Origin of the sequence: Rhodopirellula sp. MGV, from assembly GCF_002251265.1 — a bacterium.
Classification (GTDB): domain Bacteria; phylum Planctomycetota; class Planctomycetia; order Pirellulales; family Pirellulaceae; genus Stieleria; species Stieleria baltica_A.
The window spans coordinates 1-25,694 of the sequence record NZ_NPDI01000034.1 but is presented as its reverse complement, the minus strand read 5'-3'; the positions used below and the strand labels follow the sequence as shown (position 1 = coordinate 25,694).

General features: G+C 56.2%; 15 protein-coding genes. 7 read left to right on the top strand and 8 right to left on the bottom strand.

The annotated features are described in order from the left end of the window. Positions 1 to 6 precede the first annotated feature (6 nt). Positions 7 to 1,140 carry a hypothetical protein gene (locus tag CGZ80_RS11315; protein ID WP_094414390.1) on the bottom strand — a complete coding sequence of 378 codons (1,134 nt, stop codon included), beginning with the start codon at positions 1,138 to 1,140 and terminating at the stop codon, positions 7 to 9. A gap of 265 nt (positions 1,141 to 1,405) precedes the next feature. Here CGZ80_RS11315 and CGZ80_RS11310 point away from each other — a divergent pair, with 265 nt between their 5' ends. The 3 genes from CGZ80_RS11310 (at position 1,406) to CGZ80_RS11300 (ending at position 6,666) form a co-directional block, all read left to right on the top strand. Further along, positions 1,406 to 2,758: a hypothetical protein gene (locus tag CGZ80_RS11310; protein WP_094414388.1), complete on the top strand. Its 1,353-nt coding sequence runs from the start codon at positions 1,406 to 1,408 to the stop codon at positions 2,756 to 2,758. Beyond that, on the top strand, positions 2,755 to 4,869 hold the full coding sequence (locus tag CGZ80_RS11305; protein ID WP_094414386.1) for an acyltransferase family protein: 2,115 nt from the start codon (positions 2,755 to 2,757) through the stop codon (positions 4,867 to 4,869). Before CGZ80_RS11310 ends, CGZ80_RS11305 begins: the two co-directional genes overlap by 4 nt. 177 nt (positions 4,870 to 5,046) lie before the next feature. Beyond that, positions 5,047 to 6,666 (top strand): hypothetical protein, encoded by a 1,620-nt coding sequence (locus tag CGZ80_RS11300; protein ID WP_143543872.1) that lies wholly within the window; start codon positions 5,047 to 5,049, stop codon positions 6,664 to 6,666. A gap of 108 nt (positions 6,667 to 6,774) precedes the next feature. Here CGZ80_RS11300 and CGZ80_RS11295 read toward each other — a convergent pair whose 3' ends face one another. From CGZ80_RS11295 to rpsB, 5 genes are all read right to left on the bottom strand, one after another. After that, on the bottom strand, positions 6,775 to 8,457 hold the full coding sequence (locus CGZ80_RS11295) for a sigma-70 family RNA polymerase sigma factor (RefSeq protein ID WP_094414382.1): 1,683 nt from the start codon (positions 8,455 to 8,457) through the stop codon (positions 6,775 to 6,777). Positions 8,458 to 8,597: 140 nt separating this feature from the next. Next, on the bottom strand, positions 8,598 to 10,685 hold the full coding sequence (gene dnaG, locus CGZ80_RS11290) for a DNA primase (RefSeq protein ID WP_233148368.1): 2,088 nt from the start codon (positions 10,683 to 10,685) through the stop codon (positions 8,598 to 8,600). A 451-nt stretch (positions 10,686 to 11,136) separates the two neighbouring features. After that, positions 11,137 to 11,883, bottom strand: a complete 747-nt coding sequence (gene pyrH / locus CGZ80_RS11285; RefSeq protein ID WP_094414380.1) for a UMP kinase — start codon at positions 11,881 to 11,883, stop codon at positions 11,137 to 11,139. Positions 11,884 to 12,074: 191 nt separating this feature from the next. Next, a complete protein-coding gene (tsf, locus tag CGZ80_RS11280; protein WP_094414378.1) occupies positions 12,075 to 13,049 on the bottom strand; it encodes a translation elongation factor Ts in 975 nt (324 codons plus the stop codon). Positions 13,050 to 13,310: 261 nt separating this feature from the next. Then, positions 13,311 to 14,078: a 30S ribosomal protein S2 gene (gene rpsB, locus CGZ80_RS11275; RefSeq protein ID WP_094414569.1), complete on the bottom strand. Its 768-nt coding sequence runs from the start codon at positions 14,076 to 14,078 to the stop codon at positions 13,311 to 13,313. A gap of 571 nt (positions 14,079 to 14,649) precedes the next feature. Between rpsB and CGZ80_RS11270 the strand changes: the two genes are divergently transcribed. Continuing rightward, on the top strand, positions 14,650 to 16,920 hold the full coding sequence (locus CGZ80_RS11270; RefSeq protein WP_094414376.1) for a hypothetical protein: 2,271 nt from the start codon (positions 14,650 to 14,652) through the stop codon (positions 16,918 to 16,920). A 234-nt stretch (positions 16,921 to 17,154) separates the two neighbouring features. On the opposite strand, the gene CGZ80_RS11265 is transcribed toward CGZ80_RS11270, so the two are convergent. After that, the gene (locus CGZ80_RS11265) at positions 17,155 to 17,967 is read right to left on the bottom strand and encodes a sugar phosphate isomerase/epimerase family protein (protein ID WP_094414374.1); all 813 of its coding nucleotides are present in this window, start codon (positions 17,965 to 17,967) and stop codon (positions 17,155 to 17,157) included. A 141-nt stretch (positions 17,968 to 18,108) separates the two neighbouring features. Continuing rightward, positions 18,109 to 20,985, bottom strand: a complete 2,877-nt coding sequence (locus tag CGZ80_RS11260) for a 2-oxoglutarate dehydrogenase E1 component (RefSeq protein ID WP_094414372.1) — start codon at positions 20,983 to 20,985, stop codon at positions 18,109 to 18,111. Positions 20,986 to 21,672: 687 nt separating this feature from the next. Here CGZ80_RS11260 and CGZ80_RS11255 point away from each other — a divergent pair. Genes CGZ80_RS11255 through CGZ80_RS11245 form a run of 3 tightly spaced genes read left to right on the top strand, consistent with a single transcriptional unit; the run spans position 21,673 to position 25,048 of the window. Beyond that, positions 21,673 to 22,281: a hypothetical protein gene (locus tag CGZ80_RS11255; protein WP_094414370.1), complete on the top strand. Its 609-nt coding sequence runs from the start codon at positions 21,673 to 21,675 to the stop codon at positions 22,279 to 22,281. 44 nt (positions 22,282 to 22,325) lie between these two features. Continuing rightward, on the top strand, positions 22,326 to 24,791 hold the full coding sequence (locus CGZ80_RS11250; protein ID WP_233148367.1) for a HEAT repeat domain-containing protein: 2,466 nt from the start codon (positions 22,326 to 22,328) through the stop codon (positions 24,789 to 24,791). Positions 24,792 to 24,805: 14 nt separating this feature from the next. Next, positions 24,806 to 25,048: a hypothetical protein gene (locus tag CGZ80_RS11245; RefSeq protein WP_094414368.1), complete on the top strand. Its 243-nt coding sequence runs from the start codon at positions 24,806 to 24,808 to the stop codon at positions 25,046 to 25,048. Positions 25,049 to 25,694: the final 646 nt, after the last annotated feature.

Below are 25,694 nucleotides of genomic sequence, written 5' to 3'. Positions count from 1 at the left end.
TTTGGATTAGTTCGAATCTGAAGTTGCCGATTGATCGATCGCCAGTTCACCCATCGTATTCGCTCGGGCGCGATACTTGTGTTGGTTCAACGAATTGAGTTCGTACTGTTTGCGGAACGCAACTGTATTCAGGTTTTCGGTATCGCACCAGCATTCGGTGCCAGGGCAAGGCGCTGGACGGGACATTAGGTCAAAGCCTTTGAATAAGTTGCCCAGCGGCATCTTGTATGTCCCGCATCGCCAGACGTCACCGTTGATATCCACATAGACGTAATCGACGCCCGCGTAGCAATCGCCAGGTTGAATCAAGTCAACCATATGTGCGTAGTCGTGCTTCGAATAGAACACGCTGGCGAGCAGGTCTCGGTCGGCGTCGCTGTAGGACTCTGGGAATTTTTTCTGTTCATGCCAACCATGGAATGCTTGGACAAATACTTCCAAGCCTGCCTGTTCCAGACGTTCTTTGTTCTCGATTAGTGTTGGCATTAGCGGCGGCCAAGCGACCAGGACAATGGCCAAGTCGACGATTTGGTTGATCTCGGCGGCGGTCTCGATCCAACGGTCAATGTCCTTGATCTCGGTCGGATGGAAGCTGCAAACCATCGCGATCCGTGAGAGGTCAAAGCCCTGGAAAATCTTTTCGTACTGTTTGAAGCTGAACGATAGGTTGGAGATCAGGTTTACCGCAGCCGTGTTGGCATGGTTGGACAATCGCCGGGCACCTTCGACGACAGTTTTGTTGATGAACGTTTCGCCGCCGACGCCGATTCGCACGTCCAGCGAGTAAGGCAGTTCCGCGCAGCGGTCGATGATCCGCAAGTACTTGCCTTCGTCCCATCCGATCGTCGGGGTTTCCTTTCCAGGGAGAACTGGCAAGCGGTTGGCAACCGACACGACCTTTCGGAGCACTTTGGAAGGGTTGGCCGCGGCTGACCGGAGCCGTGAGAGCACCGGCAACGTCGTCGGCGAGTCATCGTTGTCGCCAATCGGTTGGTCCGTCACGCAGTACTCGCAGTGGTAATTGCACGTGTCCCATCCCGTGCCAAAGCGAATTTTCAAGCGTGGTAATTGCGTAGGGCTGGTCAAAACCGAAACTCGGAATACGAATTGAAAAACGGACAGGCTGTCGGCTCGCGCCATTGTAGTGCGCTGGCGAACCGGTTCCGAATCGAGTCATTACGAACGGTTTTAAGCATTCGTTCGTCGAGTCAAAGCGATTTCCGTCCCCTCGGCAAACAATTTCAAGGAACTTTCCGTAAACTCAGCCAGACTTCACCGCCGGGGCCTTGAACGCTCCGGTAAAAGCGATTTCGATGGCGCGGCGAGCAATTTCACTGATCGGAGGATAGTCCCGAGTCCGGGAATCGACATGTCTACGGTACGAAGGATTTCCGAACGATTCGGAATGAATCGCGCCGTCTCTTATGCGATGTTCGCTCGCATGTGGCAGATCCCATCAGGGGTGGTCACGACCCTCTTGATCGCCTTGTGTTTGCAGCCGGATCAGCAGGGTGTTTACTACCTGATCCTGACGCTCACGGGATTGCAAACGCTTGCCGATGCTGGCCTGATCAACACGATCCTGCATGCGGTCAGTCACGAAATTGCTCACTCGCATTTTGATCGGCAGCGTCGCTTCCGTGGTCCTAAGCGCGCACGATCCCGTTTGGCGGCAATTTTCCGATTTGCGGCGTTTTGGTTTTCCGTTGCGGCTGCGTTGCTTTGTATCGGTGGCGTTTCTTTTGGGTATGTCATGCTCGCCCGGCAACAGATGGCTGTCTCGTCGATGTTGCCGCTATTTGTGGCGATCTGTTTGAGCGCACTTGCGCTCGCGCTCTCACCGATGATCGCGATCTTGGAAGGGGCAAATCAAATCCACGAAGTCAATCGATTTCGTCTTGGTCAGGTGGTGACCGGAAGCTTCGTCGTTTGGCTGGCGCTGTCGGTGGGCGCCGGATTGTGGGCTGCCGCAGCGGCAGTGTTGGTGCAGGTGCTCTGGGAACTGGTTCTGATCGGGTTTTATTACCGTCGCTTCTTCGTTCAGTTGGTCCGAACTCCTGCTGGCGAATTTGATTGGAAACACGAGATCTGGCCATTGCAGTGGCGGATCGGAGTTCAATCGGTTGCTCGCTACTTGGCGTTCTTTCCGATCTACCCCGTGTTGTTTGACCAACACGGGGCCGCGCTTGCCGGACGCTATGGCATGACCTGGCAAATCTTTAGCAACCTGTCGATGGTTGCCTATGTGTTTGTGCGAACAAAGTCACCTGAATTTGGTCGATTGATTGCCGCCGATCAGCGTGACGCAAGTCTTCGGTTGTTTCGTCAAGCGACTTTGGGATCAACCATTGTGCTCGTTTCATTGGTCTCTGTCTTTTGTGTTTCACTGTCGATTCTGCAGCAGATTCCCTTCGACTTGGCCCGGCAATTTGGCTCTCGATTTTTGGCATCATCGCAGTGTTTGATTTTCGCAGTCGCCATCATCCCAATGCATTTGACGCAATGTTTCGCCATGTATATCCGCTCGCAACGTTTTGATCCGATTTGGCGAGTCAACTTGCCGACCTCCACAACACTGTTTGCATTGGGATACTTTGCGGCGTTACAGGGACGAGTCGAATGGATCGCGGTTTCTATCTTGGTTGTCTTTAGTGCCGCCGCCACGGCGCTTGGCACGATGAGTCGTTGGTACGATCGGCATTTTGCGGCTTTGGCAATCAAGTCTCAGTCTGTGTCCTCGAAGCCGGAACAAGGATGAGCGAAGCGGGTAAGGTTCTGATGACGAAGGAATCTCGGTATCGGCCAGAGATCGACGGACTACGCGCGATCGCGGTGCTTTCGGTCGTCATCTATCACGCGGGACTTGGATTGTCGGGCGGATTTGTCGGCGTCGATGTTTTCTTTGTGATCTCGGGCTATCTGGTCACCGGAATTATCCGCCGCCAGATCTTGGCCCAATCCTTCTCGCTGCGGCAGTTTTATTGTCGACGGATACGCAGAATCTTTCCTGCGGCGGCCGTGGTGACTGCGGTGGTGCTTGCGTTCGGTTACCGGTCGGTTATGTCGGTTGACCTGACGCAGATCGCGAAAGCGTCGCTAGCGCAGAGCTTTTTTGTCTCGAACGCATTCTTCTGGAGCGAATCGGGGTATTTTTCTCGCGATGTGATGACCAAGCCGATGCTGCATTTCTGGTCATTGGCAATTGAAGAGCAGTTTTACCTGTTCTTCCCGCTCGTGTTGGTTGTGCTTGCGAAGCTTCCTTCGAGGTTTGTTCGACATGTGATCGCGTTTGTCACCGTCCTGTCTTTTTTACTCGCGTTCTATGGGACGTATCGGCATACCAGTGCGACGTTTTACTTGTTGCCGACACGTGCCTGGGAACTGTTGGCCGGCGGTTGGCTTGCGTTTCGTCCTCGCGATGTCGACGAGACCGCAGCAAGGACATCAACCAGTCCGTTGAAATCGATGGCTATGTCGAGCGAGATTCTCTCGGCGGCCGGTTTAATGGCAATTGTTTGGTCCGTGTTCTGGATCGACGAATCCATCGCGTTTCCAGGTTGGGTGGCCGTGGTGCCGGTCTTTGGTGCTGTCGCGGTGATCGCCACAAATGAACGCCGACAAACTTGGGCCGGACGTTTGCTGTCGATCCGCCCGGTCGTGTTCGTCGGCCTGATTTCTTATTCGCTCTATCTGTGGCACTGGCCACTCATGGCGATGGCGAGGTACTTCGTCGTTGATCCTTCGCGTTCACTTCTGTTGGTGATCGCGTTGCTGTCGCTGCCCATTGCCGCATTGTCATGGCGGCTGATCGAACAGCCGTTTCGCAAACGGCAATGGCTGGCAAGTGACAAGCGATTGGTGATCACTTGCACATGCGTTTGGGGATTCATCTTGTTCGTGTCCATGGGATTGGTTTGGTCCGGCGGAGCTACTGGTCGGTTTGGTCCTGAAATGGAGACGCTGATCACCGATGCCACGTGGACGGGAAATTGGGCGTCACGTGAAATCGACGAAGTGAAACGAGGCGACGTGCCGGAGTACGGTGTCAAAGGAGCCTTACCGGCGGACGTGTTGCTTTGGGGGGACAGCCACGCGATGACATGGATCAACGTCATCGATCAAGCAGCAAAGGCAACCGGTCGAACGGGAGTGGCCTGCTTGCATGGTGGGACGCCGCCGATCACTGGCCTAACGCGGACCGGGATGCCAGGTTGTGATCAGTTCAACGCCGCGACGCTCGAATTGGCGGCCAAGTTAAATGTGAAGGACATTTTTTTGGTCAGCCGCTGGTCGGTCTACGTGGAGGGCTACAGTGCGAGTGATCCCAAGACCGATGGCAGGCGCGACGACGACCTGTTTCTGTCAGATGACGGGAGCCCAAATGAAACGGGGGCAGAGTCTCTGGCGGCGATGATCCGGCAGGTCCAGGCGATGGGGGAACGGCTGCAGAGCACGTTTTCGGTGACACCACCACGAGTCTGGCTGATTCGGCAAATTCCACCCCAACATTCCGTCGTCGCCGTCGCCGCGGTCAGGAATAAATTGTTGGGATGGCCCGCAAACGAAATTCGTACAACGACGCGTGACGAATACTTCGAGCAGCAAAAGCGAATCGAGTCGTTTTACGAAGCGGCCGATGCGGCGTTTTCACCGACTGGCGGCGGGGTAATTGATTTCAATGACCAATTTTTCGACAGCGAGGGCCGGGCACTGATTCGCTCGGGAGAGATTTTTTTCTATCGCGACGACGATCACCTCTCCCGCAGCGGCGCGGACCGATTGAAGTCGCAATTGGTGCAGTGTCTGGGGGGCGAGCAAGCTGCGGAAATGTCGCAATTTGCCGAATCAAACGCGATAATCGCGGAATAGTTTGCTGTGGGTGCCAATCTTGTTCGGCACAACCGGAAATCGTCGCCAGCGGAGGTAGAAGAAGAAAGGGTCGGTGCGCCGTCGCACCTTCGTATCGGCACCGTTTCTGGCTAAAATACCGCCGCCGAAGTCATGTTTTTGGCCGGCTTCTCGGGAACCAAACACATTTTCACACCGATGAAACACCTAATCCTTCTGCTCAGTCTCTTCGCGGGTTTGATTTTGCCGCAGTACGCGTTCGCATTCACGCCGGATGATCCGGTAGTGGTGCAGATGGTCGACCGCGGGATTCGCTTTATGGAAAAGCAGAAGATCCCCAATCAAGGGGAGCACGTTGTTTGTGCCTATGCTCACTTTAAAGTCGAGCACGACGATCAAAACCCTTTTGTTGTCGAAGGCATTCGGCTCGCGCAGCAATTCGCAAATGACATTGTCGGTGGGCAAAAATACAAGTCGAACTACGAATGTGCCGTTTCAACGTTGTTGCTCTGCGAGGTGAGCCCCACCCGCTATCGCAATGAATTGGCGACCTTCAAGCGTTACTTCGATGAAGTGCAGCTTTCCAACGGTGGCTATGCCTATCCGAACGAACACGAGGGTGATGTTTCGCAAACCCAATACGCCATCTTGGCCATTTGGACGTTGGATCGCCACGGGTTCAAGTTGGATTACAACAAGCTAAAGAGCGCCATGGATTGGCTGTTAGCGGTTCAGGACCGCAACGGACCTTGGCCGTATCACGGAGTTGTGCCTCGGACCGGTGGCTTGATCGGACAGAAGGAAACGTCAATGTCGATGGCGCTCGCCGGTGCGGCAAGTTTGCTGATCGGTGGCGATGCGTTTCGGATGTGGGGAGACACCGTTGCCGAGGAACAGGACACCGGTTTTGTTGGGCTTCCCAAGGCCATCAAGGTTTACACCGAAGACGTCAACGTCGCACAGCGTACGCGTGTCAAGAAACCTGACGAGTCACGGATCAAGAATGCGATTGGCCACATGGAACAGTGGCGTCAGGTCAACCCGGAGAAATATTCCGGAAACCTCTACTGGTATTTCTACACCGCATACACCACTGAGCGTTACGAGAGCTTTGTCGAAATCGCTTCGGGCAAGCCAATCTCCAAAAGCCCAGCTTGGTACAACGCCACCGTCACCGAGTTGATGGAGATGCAATCCAAGGAGTCTGGCGGTTGGGAAAGCCGTGCACACACCATGCCGCACGTTAGCACCGCGTTTGCAGTTTTGTTTCTGATCCGCAGCACTCAGAAGTCACTTGGTACCGGCGCGAGTGCGACCACGATTGGCGGTCAAGGCTTTGGTGACAACGTCAGTAAAGCTGACTTGGTCAACGGAAAGGCGGTCACCAAAACGCCGGCACAGAGCGTTTCCGGAATGCTGGAATTGCTCGAAGGCAACGGTGCTGATTCCCTCGATGGAAAAGCACTCGCTGATTCGGCCACCCTTTCAAAAAATCCGACGGAGCGTTCCGCACAGCTCGACCGGTTGGAGCGTTTGGTCCGTGGTAGCCAGTCGTGGCAAGCCCGACGTGTCTCTGCGAAACTGTTGGGAATGAGCGACGAGCTTCGCGTTGTTCCCGCTTTGATCTACGCTCTGAGCGACCCAGACAAAACCGTACGTCTTTATGCACGCGACGGCCTGCGGTTTATCAGCCGCAAATTTGAAGGGTTCGGTATGCCCGACAAGCCTTCGAATTCCGAGCTTCGCCAAGCACAGCGAAGTTGGCGTGAATGGTTCTTGAAGATGAAACCTGATTACGTCTTTGTTGACGACGTTTGATCCGTTCGGCGCATTAAAAAAACCGGCACGTTAGGCTGCTGTCTCGCAGCAGCCATCGCGTGACCGGTTTATTTGTTGACCGGGGTTTGCCCCCTTTCTGCTGCTCGATTAAGCAGCGACCTTGATGAACGATGCCAAGCGATCGGCGCGGCTCGGGCTTTGCAGTTTCGCCACCGCTTTCGCTTCGATTTGACGAACGCGTTCACGAGTGACTTTGAAGATCCGCCCGCATTCTTCCAGCGTGTAGCTGTAACCGTCGACCAATCCATATCGCAGGCGAATGATTTCGCGTTCACGATAGGTCAGCGTCTTGAGCAGCTCTTCGATCTTGCTTTTCAGCAATCCGTTGGCAGCCATGTGAACAGGGTTCAAGCTGTCGTTGTCTTCGATGAATTCGCCGAAGCTGCTGTCTTCGCCTTCGCCGACGGGACGGTCCAAGCTGGCCGGGTGGCGGCCGATGTCCATCACGCGTTGGACTTCTTCGATCGGTACTTCGGTCGCCTCAGCGATCTCTTCGTAAGTCGGTTCGCGACGCAGTTGTTGAACCAGTTTCTTTTGTGCTTGGCGAAGCTTGCTTAGTACGTCGATCATGTGAACGGGGATACGGATCGTACGCGCTTGGTCAGCGATTGCACGGGTGATCGCTTGGCGGATCCACCACGTGGCATAGGTGCTGAACTTGAAGCCACGGCGGTATTCGTATTTGTCGACCGCTCGCATCAGGCCGGTGTTACCCTCTTGGATCAGGTCCAAGAAAGACAGGCCACGGTTACGGTATTTCTTTGCGATCGAAACGACGAGGCGGAGGTTGCCACTGCTGAGCAGACGCTTGGTCGCTTCGAAACGCTCGAAGTACTCACGAGCCTTTTTGACTCGCTTGTCCAGGCTTTCCGGAGTTTCCTGAGTCAGCATCATCAGCTCGCGAAGTTCCTGACGCAGGTCAGCAGCTTCGTCACGGCTGACGGCATCGTGGCCGAGGTCTGCCAAACGGAATCGGATGTAGTTCATTCGCTTGGAGAATTCTTCCAGGCGAGCGAGCATTGGGGTGACGCGTCGGCTACGCAGGCTGAGTTCTTCGACCAGCTCGAGTGCTTTCTTACGGCGGGCGATGAAGTTGCGGCGGACAACCGCTTTCAAGCGAGGCGGCGTGCTCTTGCGAACCATCGCTTCGAAGTCTTCGCGGTTTTGTGCGATCAAGTGATCAAGCGTGCGAAGGTTGTGTGGCATCCGCGACGAAATTTGTTCTTTCGTCAGGTGCTCGGTCAGCGAGACTTTGATTGTGCGGTCAAACGGCAGTTCGCCTTCATGGACGCGGTGCAGCGTTTCGACGGTGTGACGAAGTGCGTAGTCGGACTCCAGCAAGCAGCGGCGGAACTGACGACGAGTGACTTCGATCTTCTTGGCCAGGGAGATTTCTTCTTCCCGCGACAGCAATGGGATCTCGGCCATTTGGCTGAGGTACATGCGAATTGGGTCGTCGCTTGCTTTGGGCAAGTCAGCACTGGACAGGTCCGCGGTGACGTCGTCCAAGTCACTGCTATCGACAGCGCCTTCGATTTCACGGCGGTGTCCACGGACGTTTGGTTCTGAGCGTCGTGCAGGACGCACGACAATGCTTTCGCTATCGACTAGCTTGATTCCGAAGCGTTCGATCGCCTCGATCAGGCGGTTCAGCTTTCGAGGGCTGCCGTCTTCATCGGGCAGGTACGCATTCACTTCGTCGTACGTCAGGCTACCTTGCTCGTGGTAACGTGCGACCAAATCAGCCAATTCTTGATCCATCAAAAGCATAATTCAAAACCTCTTGTTTGAGTTGCCCTTCATGGGCGTTTGCGGGTGCTGGGTCCTGCTGCCGTTTTGCTGCTTCGGGCGCTGCGGCAGGTGTGTTTTATCTTTGGGGAAAGATGGTGCGGGAAGCGGATCCGATCCTCCTAGCGATCGAGTTGTTGACTCGTCTTGGCACTTTCAAATAGTTGTTTTAGAAGTTCCAACTCTTGTTCTTCATCCAAGCTCGACGATTCAAGCTGAGCAATCTTCCGTTGCTTGCCAGCCTTCTCTTCACGATCGTGATAATGCTTGAGAACACTTTGGAAACGTTGTTCGGGCGATAGCGTACTGCGCCCTTCACGGCGTGCTAGTCGAAACTGCATCGTTACGACTTCATTTTTCAAAAAGTCATTTTCCAATAATAGCAAAAGGCTTTCTGCAGTCAGTTCACGACCTTCTAGATCGAGCTCTTGATAAGCCGACAAAATCATCTTTGCGGCATAGGTATCAAGCCATTCAGGGTCAATCGTTTCGACCGCGCGTCCGGCAAGATCAGGTGACTCAAGCAGCGCTTCAAACAGCTCTTTATCAATCGATGTCAACGGGATGTCTTGTTGAACCGCTTGCCTTGAAACGGGCGCATCAAGGCTTGGTTCAGACGGACCGTCGTAATATCCAATGTCGTCATAGCCAGCGTCTGCATAGCCGCCGTCATCGAAGTACATGTCCGCGCCGTCGTGATCAAAGTCAGCTGCTTCGTTGAGCAGCATGTTGGGATCGACAGGGCCGGTCGGTGCCGAGTTTTTCTTCGGCGGTTGTTGGGCTTGTTTGTTGGCCGGTGATTGCGTGCTGGGCTTTGCAGGTGCGTTTGCTTTTTGTTGTGTTTGTCGAAAGCGTTTCGCGTTTTGTTCGCGTTGCTTTTCGTCTTTACGTTTTTGATCCAGTCGCTCTTCGATGCGTTCTTTATCGATGCCAAAGGTACGCGATAGACGCAGCATGATCTGATCCATTTTCAACGGATCCATCTTTGGTGCTCGCGCCAAGATTGACGTCATCGTATCGATCGCCGACATCACTTGATGTGTGTCATTGGTAACGTCGATGCCTTCGGTCAATGAACGAAGTTTGTGTTCGAGCGCATCAGGCGCTTGCTCGATCATTGCCTCCATCGCCGGGCGGCCGTGTTCGGCAAGGTACTCTGCCGGGTCCATGCCTTCGGGCAAAGTCAACACTCGCAAGTCGGCATCTGCTTTGACAAACAGTTCCAGAACTTCGTCGGCACGTCGTCGTCCTGCGGCATCACCGTCAAGGACCAGAACAACGCGTTCGGTGTAGCGTTTAAGAAGCTTGACGTGGCCTTCGCCCAACGCAGTGCCGAGCACCGCGACGGCTGGTTCCAAGCCGGCTTGGTGCGCGGCGATGACATCGGTGTAGCCTTCCATCACCAAGGCTTGGCCGCTTTTGCGAATCGCTTCGCGAGACTTGTCCAGCGCGAACAGTTGCTGTGACTTTCGGAACAGCAACGTCTCCGGTCCGTTGATGTATTTGCCACCTGCTTTATCGCCATGGCGTTCTGCGATCGGCGGGATCACTCGGCCGCCCATCGAGATCGGTTTGCCTTGGGCGTCATGGATCGGAAACATCAGCCGACCGCGAAACAGGTCATAGCTGCCACCGCCGCTGCGGCGATTGAGTGCGACACCGGCGGCCGGTCCGATCTCGGGTCGGAATTTGTTTTGGTTCAGAAGCCCTGTAGCGAAGTCCCAGCTATCCGGCGAAAAACCGATTTGAAACTTCTTGCGTTGATCGTCGTCGATCCCGCGTTGGGCTAAGTAGTCGCGAGCAATTTTTGCATCGTCTGACTGTGGCGAATCGAGCAGTTCGAAGTACGCATTGGCGATCAGCTGCACGGCAGCTTGCAAGGTCGCCTTGTCGTCCTTGGATCCGGGTTCAGCCTTGGGGCCGGTCTGGTATTCGATCCCGGCTTGATCGGCAAGCATTCGCAGAGCGGTGACGAAGTCGACGCCTTCGCGTTTCATCACGAAGCTGAAAACGTCACCACCGATATCGCAAACCCAGCATTTCCAGGTTTGGCGTTCTTTGTTAACAGAAAGCGAGGGCGAGCGATCGTCATGCCATGGGCATCGCGCGGCTAACATTCGGCCCTTGGGTGCCAATGTCAGCGATGCGCCAATCACGTCGACAATGTCGACGGATGCACGCACACGTTCTTTGAGATCTAGGTCCAACATTGCGGACACAGCGACTCGCTGAAAATATCCCGCTTGATGTCAAACGCCATCAACTGTACTTAAGCAGTCAATGAACATTCATCGCGCAGGTGCCTGCGAAACCATCCGGATCGGTCCACCCGTGCCAAGCAAGCTTGGCAAAACTCTTTCCTGAGAGCTGACGAGCAAATTTCGATCACACGCACTCCTTTGCAGCGTAACACATTTGCAATCATTTCATTAGAGACGCCGTCGGGGGGACCGAGGTGCCGAAACGATCGCAAGCGGTGTCTCGCATGCGAGCGGGAGGAGTTTCACGATCTAGCCAAATCGAGTCAAGATCAGTTTCACGGCAAAAATTCGCTCAAGTTTCGATTTCTTTTTGGCGCCTGTTCACCTGTTTAGTAATCAGGTGAACGAAGGCTTCCCTGTGCAGGGGCTTCTCTGTGCAGGCAGCCGATCTGGCGATCCGTTATCGGCCTTCGGCGCCGATCCAGGTCCCAACGGTTTCGCCGTTGACCGCCCGGACGATGCTTCCGGACTGTTTGAAGTTGAACACCAGGATCGGTTTCTTGTGTTCGGCGCACAACGCGATCGCAGTCGCATCCATCACTCGCAGTTGCTTTTCGCTGACATCACGGAACGTCAGGGAGTCGTACAGGACGGCGTGCGGGTTCTTTTCTGGGTCGTCGCTGTAGACGCCGTCAACTCGGGTCGCTTTGAGGACCACGTCGGCGTCAATTTCCAGTGCACGTTGGGCTGCCGCGGTGTCGGTGGTCACAAAGGGGTTGCCAATTCCGGCCGCCAGGATGATCACGCGGCCTTTTTCTAGATGACGGATCGCACGGCGCCGGATGAACGTTTCGGCGATTTTGTCCATTGGTACAGCGGACATGACGCGTGTCGACAAGCCGGTTTTTTCGATCGCGTCTTGCATCGCTAGCGAGTTGATGACGGTCGCTAGCATGCCCATGTAGTGTGCAGTCGCTTCTTGGATCAGCGCGTTCGATCCAGAGAACTGTGCGCCACGAAGGATGTTGCCGCCGCCGACGACAATCGCAATTTGGCAGCCGCTCTCGTGAGCTTGCTTGATTTGATTCGCAATCTCTCCCATCTCTTTGCTGCTAATCCCACGGCCGCCGGAGTCGGCCAGGCTTTCGCCGCTCAGTTTCAGGATCACGCGTTTGTATCGAAGGTTGCTTTCGTTTTGGTCGGGCATGACGTTGCAAAGTCAGTGGGGAATGCAGGTTTGGCCAGGGGCGTCGCATCATCTGGTGAATCGCTCGATCGGCCACGGCGAGGTCTCAAGAGCATACGAAAAAACCTCGCTCATCCCGAGGGGACGAGCGAGGTTTCTCTGATGTGTCGTGTGGACGGGCTTAGACCCGCCCGAGCGTTGCGTTCGGCAACTTAGCCGCCAACGGAGACGCGTTTGAACGCGATCACTTCGGCGCCATCGCTGAATTCGGCGATCGCTGCTTCGACGGTTTTGGTGTCGTCGAGTGCGTAGAACTGGCTGAGCAAGCACTTGTCTTGGTCAAGCAGCGTGTTGTCGGCGACGAAACGCTCCAGTTTGCCTGGGACGATTTTGTCCCAGATCTTTTCTGGCTTGCCTTCGGCCTTCAGCTCTTCTTTGATCGCTGCTTCGGCAGCTGCCATGACTTCGTCGGTCAATTGCTTGCGGCTAGCGTACTGAGGAACGTTCTTCAGTGGCTTGCCGAGGCGTTGACGGTCTTCGTTTTCGACTTTGATCTGGCCTTGAAGGGCTTCGGTTTCCTTGGCGACGAATTCGGCGTCGAATTCATCGGGGGTCAGGATCGAAGGGCTCATCGCGGCGATGTGCATGGCCAAGCTACGGAAGAACTGTGGCGCGTCGTCCTTGCCACCGTCTTTGTAGGAAACCAATACGCCGATCTTGCTGCCAGCGTGGATGTACGACGCGAGTTGTTCGCCTTCGACAACTTGGAAATCAGCAACTTCGATTTTCTCACCAACGGTGCCGGTTCGCTCGACCAATTTCTCGGCGACGGTGGCGCCGTCGAATTCCATTGCGGAGACTTCTTCTTTGGTCTTCAGGCCTTTTTCCATCGCAGCTTTTGCGATTTTTTCGGCCAGCTGCATGTGGTCTTCGTTCTTGGCGACGAAGTCGGTTTCGCAGCTCAGTGCCAGCAGGACGCCTTTGTCGCCTTCGGCCAATGCAACGACAACACCTTCGTTGGCTTCGCGGTCGGCACGCTTTGCGGCAACCTTTTGGCCTTTTTTGCGAAGGTAGTCCAGTGCGCCTTCAAGGTCACCGCCGGACTCTTCGAGAGCTTTTTTGCAGTCCATCATGCCAGCGCCGGTGGACTTTCTGAGTTCGCTAACGTCTTTGGCTGAGATCGCCATAGCTGCCTCCGATACGTTTAAATCTGAGTTGTCTTGTGTGAAGTGTTACCGGAAATCGCTCGGTGTGATTGCCGGCGGTGGATGGGGCGGTGTCGAGCCGCGTGGGTCGCGGTCGACGCCAAGATTGTCGGCGGTTCCGATCGTGTCGGGCCCTTCAACGACAAACGTCAGGCAAAAAAGGTTCTGACGTGAATGTGTGGTCACTTTGGATCAAGCAGACGGGCACTGTCTGGTCGCAGTGCCCTGTCGCTTTGGATTCACTTACGCTTCCGAGGAAGCGGCTTCGGCAGCTGGTTCTGCGGCGGCTTCGGCTGGTGCAGCTTCACCGGCAGCAGCTGGCATTTCGTTTTGCCCGCGGCCTTTGAGGACTGCTTCCGAAAGTTGCTTCAGGATCAGCTCGATGCTGCGGATGCCATCGTCGTTGCCGGGGATCGGCAGGTCGATCTGCGAAGGATCGCTGTCGGTGTCGATCAGGCCGACGGTGGTGATGCCCAAGCGTTTTGCTTCACGAACGGCGTTGCGTTCTTTGCCGGGGTCGACAATGAACAAGCACTCTGGCAAGCGGTTCATGGTCCGCAAACCGTTCAGGTTGCGGTACATCTTGCGGTATTCGCGGTTCAGGGCGGATTGCATTTTCTTGCTGTATCCGTTGATCGCGTCGCTGTTACGAATCTTTTCCAGCTCTTCCAGGCGGCCCAGTCGGCTGCGAATGGTGCGGAAGTTCGTCAGCGTTCCACCCAACCAGCGTTCGCTAACGAACGGCATTCCGCAGCGCGATGCTTGCTCTTCAATCGCTTCACCAGCTTGACGCTTGGTTCCGACGAACAGGATCAGCGAGCCGCCGGCAGCAACTTGGCCGAGGTACTTTTTGGCGCGCAGCATCCCGCGAAGGGTTTCGCGGATGTCGAGAATGTGGATTTGGTTTTTGCTACCGAAGATGTAAGGCTTCATCTTCGGGTTCCAGAGGCTGGTGCGGTGCCCGAAGTGAACACCAGCTTCAATCATTTCTTGTACGATCGGATTCGACATCGACAGACTTTCTCCGTTGCTTTTGTCAGTCAAGGCGCGCACGAAACGGATTGATGCGGAGAAACCAGTGTGGTCTCCGATCGGGCCGTTCCCAGGGGCTGACATCAACGCCGTTTGGCGATTGATGCCCCGCATTTGGCGGGGCCCTTCGTCCCATCAGAACTGACGGTTTTGGGGGTTAAATGAAAACAATCACCTTGTCGACAGGTGAGGGGGTCAGAAGTTAGCGGAAGCACTTCATCAGGACAAGGCATCAAATTTGCTGTGTCGGTTGGGATATCGGACTTTCATAGACTTTGGTCGCTCAGAATCACAGTTTTTTCGCAATCCCTCCCAGCGTTGCCTATACCAGCCCACTCCCCCTGGGCCGGTTTGTTTGACTGTTCTGTCTTGCCTTCAGCCGCTCGACTTCGCTATGTCGACAGTGGATTCCTTCTTCGAACCGCGTCCACGCGTGCAAAGCACGCCGTTCGGGCCATTTTGGCGTACTCGCCGTTGGCCATGAAAGCTGGCCATGAAAGCCACAGAGAAGGATTGAGTCGTTTCATTGAAAACACACGGACCTGACGACATGGATGTCTCCGCACCCAAGCGAACTTACCCAGCGCACAACCTGACGTCGGTAAAACGTCGCCGTTTTGCCAATGCGCTTGCGAGTCTTGTCACCGCGGGCGTCATCGCCTGCGGCGCAGCGTCGACTGGTGCGCACGCATTTGGTGCCGATGGTCAACCCATCCCGCTGACCAATCCCGTTCCGTCCGCGTCGAGTGCTTCGTCGGAAGCTGCGCCGCAGTCGGTCGCCAACGAGCCCTACGTGGTGTTCGTTTCTACAAAAGATGCCTTCACTCGCTGCGGACCTGGCACTGCCCATTATCGAACCGATCCCTTGCGGTTGGGGCAGGAGCTGGAGGTTTATGTCGAAACCGATGACGGTTGGTTGGGAATCCGTCCAACTGAAAAGAGCTTTTGTTGGGTCACCGGCGATTCGGTGCGGCTCGATAGCAACGGCCAAGTCGCAACCGTGCAGGAAGAGAAAGCGATAGCTTGGATCGGGACCAATCTTGGTGAGGCTCGGCGCTACCGTTGGCAGGTGCAGTTGCAACCCGGCGAACAAATCGATGTGCTGGAGGTAACGGAGCGAGAGAGTGACTCTGGAAGCAAAACCTGGCTGCGGATTGTGCCGCCATCGGGTGAGTTTCGCTGGGTTCATCGCGACGATGTCGTCGGATCGGCGGAGGCTCTCGCCGCCGCGATCGCCAAGGCACCCGCGCGCACGGCAGCACCAAAAGCACAGCCCAAAGTCGCCGTCGCAGAGCTGAAGCCTGAAGCGGTTCAGGTGCGCGCCGAAGCGTCGCAGCCGTTGCGCGGTGATTCGTCCAGTCGAAAGCAATACGACTCGGGAAATGTAGCGGCGGCAAACACTGCTGTGCCGGATGAGGGATTGAAGGTTGCCGGCAACGTTCCCAACCTGCGTCCTGTCGGCGAGACTGCCGCTGCAAAAGCAACGACTGCTTCAAAGTCGACGTCCGCGCCGAAATCAAGGACGGTGGTCAAGGACAGTGCGATTCAAATTCACCGCAATCCGGTCACGGATGAGTTCAAAGATCGTGGGGCTGTGATTGGCAGCGGCTTGCTGGATCGCTGGTCGCAGATTGAACGCGATGCCGACGAAGCGTCGCCTGAAGGCGAGTTTGGTCTCGATCAGGATGCCACTTCGATACTCAGTGACGAGTCGGTTGCGGGTCTGCCGGCCAACGGTGCCGCCGCAGCAGCTTCTGCGATTGCGGCACCGCTGAAAAAGGTCTCCGAGGTGGTTGCTAATTTCATCAGTCCTCCGCGGATCGTGCAGATCGATGCTCGTGATCCGAATGCGCTCGCTGCTCAGTCGTCCTTTGATCAAAACTGGACGGTCGGGCCTGGTCGTCCCTCGCCCGTTCAGCCTGGCTTGATGCCGCCGCAGTCTTTGGGCAGTCTCGGTGAGCCGCAGCCAACCGCAGTTACATCAATCGGTCTGCCAACTGCGAGTCCGTCGTCTGGTGTGGCCACGGTCGGTGGCGTTGCCCCGGGCGGGGCTGATTGGGCGGCCGCACCTGCCGTTGTGCCGGCAGCGCCTGTCGCAAAGGCACGTGAGGTCAGCGTGACGCAGATTGCTCGCGTGATTGACGCAATGGAAACTGCCAACGTTGCGACCGTGGATCGCTGGTTGTCAGCCCTTATCGCCGAAAGTGCTAGTGCTGACGAAATGGATCCCTTGATCCGTCGCGCCGAGGACTTGCTGCGGACGGGCGTGATTGGGGATGCGAATCGTACTCGCGAGTTATTGGCACGGGCGCGCAAGTATCGCTACGTTGCTGCCCGTCGCGACGGCCCGACCGTTGTACGCGGCAACGGGTTTGGCGTGCAAAGTGAACCAGTTCTGGCGACCGCTCCGGCAGTAATCACGACTTCGGCAACGATGTCGGATCGCCCGGCGGTTTCGTCAACTATCCCGTTGCAGGCACACGCTTCGATCAGTAATCGTGCTCCCGTCGCGACACAGGGGCCTTCGTCCGCTATCGCTTCGGCAGCAGCGTCGTCAGGGGCTGGGCAATCCGTCGTGCCTGGCAAGTCAGATGCCGGTAATGCAACCGGGTATTTGGTTCAGGTTTATTCGTCGCGACCGAATTGTCCGCCTTATGCGTTGACCGACGACTCTGGGGTGACGATTGCTTATGTGACCCCGTTCCCCGGCGTAAACCTGCGGCATCATCTCAATAGTCGCGTTGCAGTGCGGGGGCAGGAGAAACTGCTCGAGGGAATGAGCACGCCGCACTTTCTGGTCGACCAAGTTCTGCGACGCTAGTCGTCAATGCCTGAGTGTTGGAGTCTAGGCTTCAGCCGATCCTAGTTCTTGCACCGCTGGGGTCTAGGCTTCAGCCGATCCTTTGTCTCACCAAGCTGGAGTCGAGGCTTCAGCCGATTTTCGATCCCGGCATAACAACCACTTCCCAGCGCATCAACCGCTGTGTTGCTTCAACAAAAAAGGCAGGGCAAATCGCCCTGCCTTCCAGCGGAAGCATCAATGTGTGACAGTCACTTAGCAGCGTAGTGGCAGCGTTTGGCTGAGGAACTGTCTCGTGTGGTCGAGGACTTCGTCGTAGCCGATGTGTTCGATGTCTTCGCCGATCAGTTCGACTTCGACGGCACCTTGGTAGGAGTGTCGTACCAGTAGGTCCATCAGTTCCATGAGCGGAATGCGACCTTCGCCGAGGAGGCAGCGATTCATTTCGCCGTTGGGGCTGTGTCGTCCGTCACCAAGTTGGACCAAGTTGATGTAGGGGGCGTAGTCGGCAAAGGCGCGAATCACTTCGTCATCCATGCCTTGGTGGTAAGTGTCGAACACCAGGCCCAGTGACGGATTGTCAACGCGGTCGATGATGTCTAGGGTTGCGTCAAGGTCGTTGACGAAAGACCATTCGTCGCCGCATCCGGGGTGGAACGGTTCGAGCGCAACCTTCACGCCGTGTTCCGATGCAACCGCAGCGATGCGTCGCAAGGCTTGGCAGAGCACTCGATGGAGGTGCGTTTTGATGTGGTTGTTTTTACCACCGGCAAGAATGATGACCGTTTCGGCACCGAGTTCGGCGGCTTGAAGGACCGCCGCGATCCCGTCCGAGACAGACTCTTCGAATGACCGGCCATCGCTTCCAGTGAACCCGCCAGCCCAAGAAAGGGATGTGGCGGTCATGGAACGTTCGGCAAGCAGTTCCGCAGTGCGTTCGATTCCAAAGTCTTCGACTTTAGGTCGATACAAACCGATGCCGTTGAATCCACGCTCATAGTAAGCATGGACGTCTGCTTCCAAATCCCAACGCAACGTTGATATCTGGCTGACAGATAGCTTGTTCATCCGTGTTTGACCAATCAGGTAGTGAGCCCCGCTTGGGAAATCGCCCAAGCCGCTAATGCCAGGGGCGATTGTAATAGATCTCTCGACCCAGCGATGCGCGAACCAAATGATGGCAAAACACTTTTTTCAAAAGTCGTTTGGTTAATCCAAATCAGCGAACGCTGCTTCGATCAACTCACGTTGTTCCAGCACGTGTGCGGCCATGCTGCCCGTGCTTGGGCTTGCGGATTCAGCGCGAGTGATTGGCTTGAGATTCCAACCTGCCGCGGCAAGATCATCACCGAAGCTCAGTTTGACATAAGGCCAAGCGCCCATGTTTAACGGTTCGTCTTGTGCGAAGAACAGTTCTGTGCCTCGGCCCGCACCATCAAGTCCCGCGATCAGTTCTTCGCTCGAAAGCGGGTAAAGCTGTTCCACGCGGATCAGCGTCACGTCTCTGCGTTCGAGTTCTTCGCGATGCTTCTTGAGGTCGTAGTAAATCTTGCCAGTGCACAGGATCACGCGTTTGGCGTCGGAGATGTTGATGACCGGATCGTGCAGCAGTTTCTTGAACTGGCCATCGGCAAGCTCGATTCGTGTGCTGATCACTTCGGGGTGACGCAGCAAGCTTTTCGGCGTCAGCACGACCAGTGGTTTACGCCACTTGCGAATAACTTGTCGGCGGAGCAGGTGAAAGTACTGCGCCGGGGTGGTCGGTTGGCAAACCTGGATATTGTGCTCGGCAGCCATTGCCAAGAACCGTTCGACGCGGGCGCTGCAGTGCTCGGGGCCTTGGCCTTCAAAGCCGTGAGGCAGCAGCATGACCAAGCCGCTTAGTCGGTTCCATTTGTCTTCGGCACTGGCGATAAACTGGTCGACGATGACTTGGGCGCAGTTCCAGAAGTCGCCGAACTGTGCTTCCCACATGACCAGGTCGTTGGGGGCATCGAGCGAGTAGCCGTATTCGAATCCCAGTACGCCGGCTTCGCTCAGCGGGCTGTTGTGGATCTCGATGCTGACGTTGTCGGACGTCAGCGTCGAAAGCGGCATAAACGTCTTGCCCGTTTTGACGTCGTGCTGAACGGCGTGTCGTTGCGAGAACGTTCCCCGTTGGCAGTCCTGGCCGGTCAAGCGAACCGAGTGGCCGCCTGCCATCAACGTCGCGAAGGCCGCCAGTTCTGCAGTAGCCCAGTCAAACGCGACTTCACCTTTGGCCATTTTGCGGCGATTGGAAATCAGTCGTTTGAGTTTCTTGTGTGGAGAGAACTCATCGGGAAGGCGCGTGACTTGGTCGACCAATTCACCGAGCTGCGATTCTTCCACGGTGGTATCGGTTTGTTCGACCGGTTCGGGCCCGCCGAAGTACTCCGACCATCCGGCGGCAAGCGTTTGAGTGTCGGGGACGAACGGTTCGTGCTGGCTGGCATCGAATTCTGATTCCAGCTTCTCGGTACGTTTCTTTTGAATCTCTTCGGCGTCGGCGTCAGTGATTTTGCCAAGCGTCTTGAGACTGTTGAGGTACTGTTCGCGAACACTGGGGCGTTGGTCGATGGTCGCGTACATCCGTGGCTGGGTGAAACGCGGCTCGTCGCCTTCGTTGTGCCCCCAGCGGCGGTAGGCGTACAGGTCGATGACGACGTCGCGTTGGAATTCGTTGCGGAAATCCATTGCCAGCGAAACGACTTGGGCAACCGCTTCGGGGTCTTCGCCGTTGACGTGGAAAATTGGGATTTGCAGCATGCGGGCGACGTCGGTCGCGTACGTGGTGCTGCGTCCGGAATCCGGTTCGGTGGTGAAGCCGACCTGATTGTTGATGACGATATGTAGCGTCCCGCCCACCCGGTAGCCGTTCAGTTGGCTCAGGTTCAGCGTTTCTTGCACGATTCCTTCACCGGCAAACGCCGCGTCACCGTGAATCAGCATCGTCATGACTTCGCGACGATTCTCATCCCCCCGGTGGTCCTGTTTGCAGCGGGTTCGGCCCATCGCAACCGTATTGACGAACTCCAGGTGGCTGGGGTTAAAGCACAGTGAGATGTGCAGTCGATGGCCGCTGGCGGTTTTCCAGTCGCTGCTGTACCCGAGGTGATAGCGCACGTCGCCGCCGCCACGATTCATCTCCGGGTTCGGGTCATCGAAGGACCAGAAGATATTCATCGCACGCTTTTTCATGATGTTGGCCATCACGTTCAAGCGTCCGCGGTGGGCCATCCCCATCACGACTTCTTTGACGCCGTGTTCGCCGGCCTTTTCCAAGGCCAAGTCGATCATCGGGATCAGCGTTTCGGCACCTTCGAGAGAAAACGTTTTGGCGCCTACAAATTTGCGGCGCACGAATTCTTCGAAAATCGATGCGTCAGCCAGACGCGCATAAATACGGCGTTGAACTTCGCGTGGAAGTTCCAAGCGATTCTCGGTGCTCTCCATCCGCTGCTGCAACCAATCGCGAATGTTGCGATTGTCGATGTGCATGAACTGTGCACCGATCGAGCGGCAGTACGTGTTTTGCAATTTGGTCAGGATCACGTCCAGCGTGTCGCCTTTGACGTGTTCGACGGCAGAGGATCCCAGTCGGCGCTGCAAATCGGTTTCGCTAAGCCCATAGCGTTTGGGGCTGAGCTCCGGTGGCATTGCGCGGTCGATCCCCAGCGGGTCAAGCTGTGCACGCAGGTGACCCCGCACCCGGTACTCGCGGACAAGCTGGTTGACGCGGTCTTGCATCCGCGACATCCACAACGCTTGGTCGGTCGCTTCATCCCCGGTGGAGCCGTTGGCGGCTTGGACGATTTTTGCGCCGATCGAAGAACGCGGCGCCGTCGCAACGGCCGCACCTTGGCCGTTACCAGAACCTCCGGCGGCAGCGCTGCTCGTCACGCGAGCTGCGGCGGACGAGTCGCCTGCCGATGACGCCTTTCCCTTGCCGGGAGAGATCACCATGAACTGCTCGAAATATTGACGCCAGGTCTCGGGGACGCTCTCCGGGTCCTGAACATATTGGACATACAAGTCGTCAATGTAGTCCAAGCTAAACGTATTCATATCAACCGATGCCGATTGCGAATGTCGTCGTCCGCATAGGGTGGTTTGCGTCGACGAGCGTTCTTTTGACGGAGCCAATCGCGACAGTGTCGCTGCCCATTGGTAGTGATTAAGCCGACAAGTTCACAGCGGTTTTGTTGGTCCGGCTGATCCCTTTTTGTCAGTCTAGAACTCCTTCGTTTAATCGTCACCTGCGCCCCGACGCCCCGCAGTTCGTTTTCTCCAAAATTCCCAAACGGTCGGATCCATTTCAGTTTGTGAGGGTTCCTATCTTGCCACACGCCGTTCGCAGTGCTCGCTCTCCCTCAGCCACAAACCCGTCTGCGGTGCCCCTCTGCAAATCATTGCAGCCGATCCGAGTCGTTGTCCTTTGCCGTGTCGCTCACAAGTCGTCGCTACTCGTGTTGCGAACGATTCTCGATAGAGCCCTTTGTCGCCCAACGGATTTGGCCGACATCGCGGCATGACGTTATCCTGGTATCGATCAAGCTTTCCGGTTACTGTGCGAACTCTACTGTGCGGGCTAGGTTGCTGAATTGGCGGTGTGCTGAATCGGTGCCGCGCCCGTTCAGAAAGCAGTTACCGTTAAGAAATAGCTGCCAAGATCGGTCGCAGGTGACCGGGATCTGGCATTGTTAACAGTCTGGTGAAGATTCACGGACAGAATAACGTTCATGGAGTGATGTGATGCGAGCGGCGTTTACCGCAGCCCTTTCGGTTGGAGTTGTCAGTGGTCTTGTTAGCGGCGCGTGGATTTTCAGTCCGCCCGCGACGACTTCTTCCGCGTCTCAGCCCGCAAAGCAAGCGGAAAGGACACCGCTTGGGACCGCAATCACCATGCCCGACGGTGTGGTGCCGCCCGTTCGTACCAAGCCGTCTGATCCGGCGACGGAGCAGCAGATCCGCGATGCGCTCCAGTCCCCCGCGGCACTCCAGGCCGTCGGTGACCCGATGCTTCGCGACATCATCCAATCGGGAGGCGGGGGAAGCGTGCTTTCTGGGTCGCTGCTCGACGAAATGGCTGACAAGCCGCTGTTGGCGAACCCCGGCCAGGACGATGCGAAGCTAAAATCCGATTCTCAGGAGCTCAGCGCCGAACGACCTGCGTCTGTCCAGCAACGTCCTTCGGAAAACAGGCAACTGAAACGAATGAAGGCTGCAGAAGCTCTCCTAAAAGCTTGCCGATTGATCGGTCAACTGGACGATGATGCCCAACGAGATCAACTCCTGCGTCAGATGCGTGCCGAAGCGGTTCGCTTGATCTCGGAGCCAGCAACAGCGGCGTCGACTGATTAGTCTGCATCGTTTCCCATCCCCACGACTCGATTCCCACCCCAGCTTTGTCCGCACGCCGCCCCAAGAAAGCGTCACGCCAAAAGATCGCCAAGACGCAGCCGAACTCAAAGTCGCAGCCACAAACCCAAGATGGGCCGGTCGACGACGGGCCGGTCGACCAGGCGGCGTCTCGCGTACCCACGACCGCGAAGCCGATCGGTTCGCGGCGTCTGTTGGTCTGGGGGCTTATTCCGGTCTTGATGATCGCAGGCGGAGTGTTTGCCGATTATTGGTCGGCAATGCCCGAAGGGATCGAGCCGACCTTTGTCGGTCGTGATGCCTGTGCCAAGTGTCACGCCGAACAAATGGATGCGTTCTCGGGTTCCGATCACGACAAGGCGATGGATCTGGCAACCGACCAAACCGTACTCGGTGATTTCAATGATGTGACCTTCGAGCACGACGGGCTGAGCAACCGCCTGTTCCGCGACGGCAAGCGGTTTATGGTGCACACCGATGGCGAAGACGGCCAAATGCATGACTTCGAAGTCAAGTACGTCTTCGGTGTCTATCCGCTGCAGCAATACATGGTGGAGTTTGATCGCGAAGAAGGTACCGACGCGAACGAGGTCTCTGGGGACGACAAGTCTTGCGAAATCTCGCGGTTACAGGTTCTACGCATCTCTTGGGACAGTCGCGATAACCGCTGGTTCTACTTGCGGCCTCCAGATGTGACCGAAAAGCTGGCTGCCGATGACCCACTGCACTGGACCGGAATCGCACAACGCTGGCAAACGATGTGCGCCAATTGTCACTCCACCAACTTGCAGGAGAACTTTGATCCAAAGACAGCGACGTATCACACGACATTTTCGGAAATCGATGTAAGCTGCGAAGCCTGCCACGGTCCGGCCTCGTTGCATGTCGAACTGGCCAACAAGTCTTCGTTATTTTGGGATCGCCGCTATGGCGATGGCTTGGTCAATCATCTCAAAGGCGACGATGCCGAACCGCAGTTGCAAACCTGTGCCCCTTGCCACAGTCGTCGCGGGGTGATGGGCGCCGCAGGGACCGGCGGACCGAATTACTTCGATCACTATCGCTTGGAAATGCTCAATGAATTGACGTACCACGGCGACGGACAAATCAAAGACGAGGACTACGTCTATGGCTCGTTCCTACAGAGCAAGATGTATCACAAAGGCATTCGCTGCTCCGATTGCCACGACCCTCACTCGTTGAAGCTGAAGCATCCCGGCAATGAAACTTGCACGTCATGTCACCAGCACTCCGCCGGCAAGTATGACGTCGTCTCACACCATCATCATACACCAGGCAGCGAAGCGGCAAAGTGTGTCAACTGTCACATGCCAGAAACGACTTACATGGAAGTCGACCCACGTCGTGACCACAGCATTCGTGTCCCGCGTCCGGACTTGTCCGTCAGTCTCGGAACGCCTAACGCCTGCAGTCGCTGTCATGTGAAGGATCGCTTGCCGCAAATGGATTCTGATCAGCGGTCAAAGCTCGAACCATTGGAGTATGCCCAGTGGCTGCGTCTGGCTGGTGAGGAACCGAGTGCCGAGGTCGGCGCCGATGGTGCGACGTTGCAGGGCTTGATTGAACAGACCGACGCCTGGTGCGATGAAGCTTGCGACCGCTGGTACGGTGCGGATCGAAAGCGTGAACCGCACTTCGCCGAAACCTTGGTGCCGCTGCGTCGCGGCGAAGCTGGTGCGACGGAGCGGGCGATCGAGTTGTTGAAAATAACGGACTACCGATCCCCCGCAATCGCTCGGGCAACGATCATTGAGGAGTTGACTCGTCAGGGCGCCCGTGGGATTTCGAGCGTCGTCAATGAGTTACTCAATGATGCCGAGCAGCACCCGATGATTCGTGCGAGCGCGGCAGCGGCGTTGCCAGCAACCGGTTCCTCGCAAACGGTAACGCAGTTAGTGCGATTGCTCGACGACCCCTCGCGACTTGTTCGTTCGGCGGCGGCACAGGCCTTGGTGAATTCGCCGGAGCTTCAGCAGTTGTCGCCGGAGGATCGGTCGAAGCTGGAAGTCGCATTGAAAGAGGTGCACGAAGAATTCATGACAGCTTCCGACAGGTCGGGTGCACACCTGGGCTGGGGAATTATCTGTGAACGCTTAGGGCGTCCTGCCGAAGCCATCGAAGCGTATCAAACGGCGATTCGCGTCGAGCCCACGACAACCGGGCCGCACGTCAACTTGGCGGCTTTGTTCGAGCGGGTGGCCGGCGGAATGGAACCGGCAGAACGAGACCGTTACCTTGCCGCGGCAGGCAAGTTGCGAAAGCAGCATTTGGCATTGTTGGCCCGCGACGCCAAGCTAGCGCCCGAGCTAGCGCCCGTGCAATTCCAGTATGGCCTGGCGCTCTATTTGGACGGCCAGATGGAAGATGCATTGTCGCAGCTAAAGTTGGCGTCGGACCTCGAGCCAGAGAATCAACAGTTCAAAGTGGTCTATGAAGAGCTGAAGGCCAAGTTAGCGGCCGAGCAAAACTAGCGGCGAGTGGTTGAATGTCTGAGGGAGAGCAAAATGCTGACGCATCGGGCAGACGACTTGAGACACTGTTTTTTGGAGTCAACTTTACGCTCGCGACGATGTTGTTCATCACGAGCGTGATTGCGATCGTCGTTGCTGACAATCCCTATTCAATGATCGGTGGGCTGCTGCTGGTGTTGCCTGTTTTGGGTTATGCCATCGCCGAATGGATTCGCTGGTACCGGCAAGTTTCAAGTCTCGATCGACCGATGGGGTGATTGAATCTTTTCTCCGCCGCGTTCTTCGCTTTCGCGGCCGTCACCACCATCGGGGAAGAGATCACCAATGACGAACCGATTGATTGGGGATTCTTAGCCGTTTTTGGAGGCACATTCAGTCTCCTCGCAGCCTATCTTGGCTATTGCGGATGGAGAAGGATTCGATGGAGTTCTCGTCAGCTGCGCGAAGCGGTGGTAGGCGATTCAAATTGACCGCCCGCGTCCGTCCCGACCGTCGATCTCAGTTGAACGGCCGTTCTTGCAATGGAATTGCATCTGTGTTTCCCGCTTCATCGTGCTCGTGCTCAGCCTCGCGGTGCTCGTCCACGAGGTTTCATCAGCCGGAACGCGCTAGCGTGCGGTTAAGTGGCTTTGGTTTTGCACGGAAGTTGCAGGCGGGAGCCTGCGAGGCAATCGCGTGCAAGGCAGAGCCTTCGCACGAGGATTCAGGAGATCGGGACGACGAACAACCGAACATCGGAACGTACTCATGTGCGGTTGGCAGCCCAATGATTTTCAGAATAGGTTTCTGCCAATGTCGTTGTGTGTCAGGCAAACGCAGCGAATGGAAATCAACAATCAGCCGAAGCCCAACACCATGATGTCCATTGACCAGCGTTTGGGATACTCGGAAGCCATTCAATTC

What these genes read in the sequence shown, in the direction of transcription:
- CGZ80_RS11260 (WP_094414372.1), bottom strand. Translation starts at nt 20,985, where the DNA reads ATGAATACGTTTAGCTTGGACTACATTGACGACTTGTATGTCCAATAT.
- rpsB (WP_094414569.1), bottom strand. Translation starts at nt 14,078, where the DNA reads ATGTCGAATCCGATCGTACAAGAAATGATTGAAGCTGGTGTTCACTTC.
- CGZ80_RS11310 (WP_094414388.1), top strand. Translation starts at nt 1,406, where the DNA reads ATGAATCGCGCCGTCTCTTATGCGATGTTCGCTCGCATGTGGCAGATC.
- dnaG (WP_233148368.1), bottom strand. Translation starts at nt 10,685, where the DNA reads ATGTTGGACCTAGATCTCAAAGAACGTGTGCGTGCATCCGTCGACATT.
- CGZ80_RS11270 (WP_094414376.1), top strand. Translation starts at nt 14,650, where the DNA reads ATGGATGTCTCCGCACCCAAGCGAACTTACCCAGCGCACAACCTGACG.
- CGZ80_RS11305 (WP_094414386.1), top strand. Translation starts at nt 2,755, where the DNA reads ATGAGCGAAGCGGGTAAGGTTCTGATGACGAAGGAATCTCGGTATCGG.
- pyrH (WP_094414380.1), bottom strand. Translation starts at nt 11,883, where the DNA reads ATGCCCGACCAAAACGAAAGCAACCTTCGATACAAACGCGTGATCCTG.
- CGZ80_RS11245 (WP_094414368.1), top strand. Translation starts at nt 24,806, where the DNA reads ATGTCTGAGGGAGAGCAAAATGCTGACGCATCGGGCAGACGACTTGAG.
- CGZ80_RS11315 (WP_094414390.1), bottom strand. Translation starts at nt 1,140, where the DNA reads ATGGCGCGAGCCGACAGCCTGTCCGTTTTTCAATTCGTATTCCGAGTT.
- CGZ80_RS11255 (WP_094414370.1), top strand. Translation starts at nt 21,673, where the DNA reads ATGCGAGCGGCGTTTACCGCAGCCCTTTCGGTTGGAGTTGTCAGTGGT.
- CGZ80_RS11295 (WP_094414382.1), bottom strand. Translation starts at nt 8,457, where the DNA reads ATGCTTTTGATGGATCAAGAATTGGCTGATTTGGTCGCACGTTACCAC.
- CGZ80_RS11265 (WP_094414374.1), bottom strand. Translation starts at nt 17,967, where the DNA reads ATGAACAAGCTATCTGTCAGCCAGATATCAACGTTGCGTTGGGATTTG.
- CGZ80_RS11300 (WP_143543872.1), top strand. Translation starts at nt 5,047, where the DNA reads ATGAAACACCTAATCCTTCTGCTCAGTCTCTTCGCGGGTTTGATTTTG.
- tsf (WP_094414378.1), bottom strand. Translation starts at nt 13,049, where the DNA reads ATGGCGATCTCAGCCAAAGACGTTAGCGAACTCAGAAAGTCCACCGGC.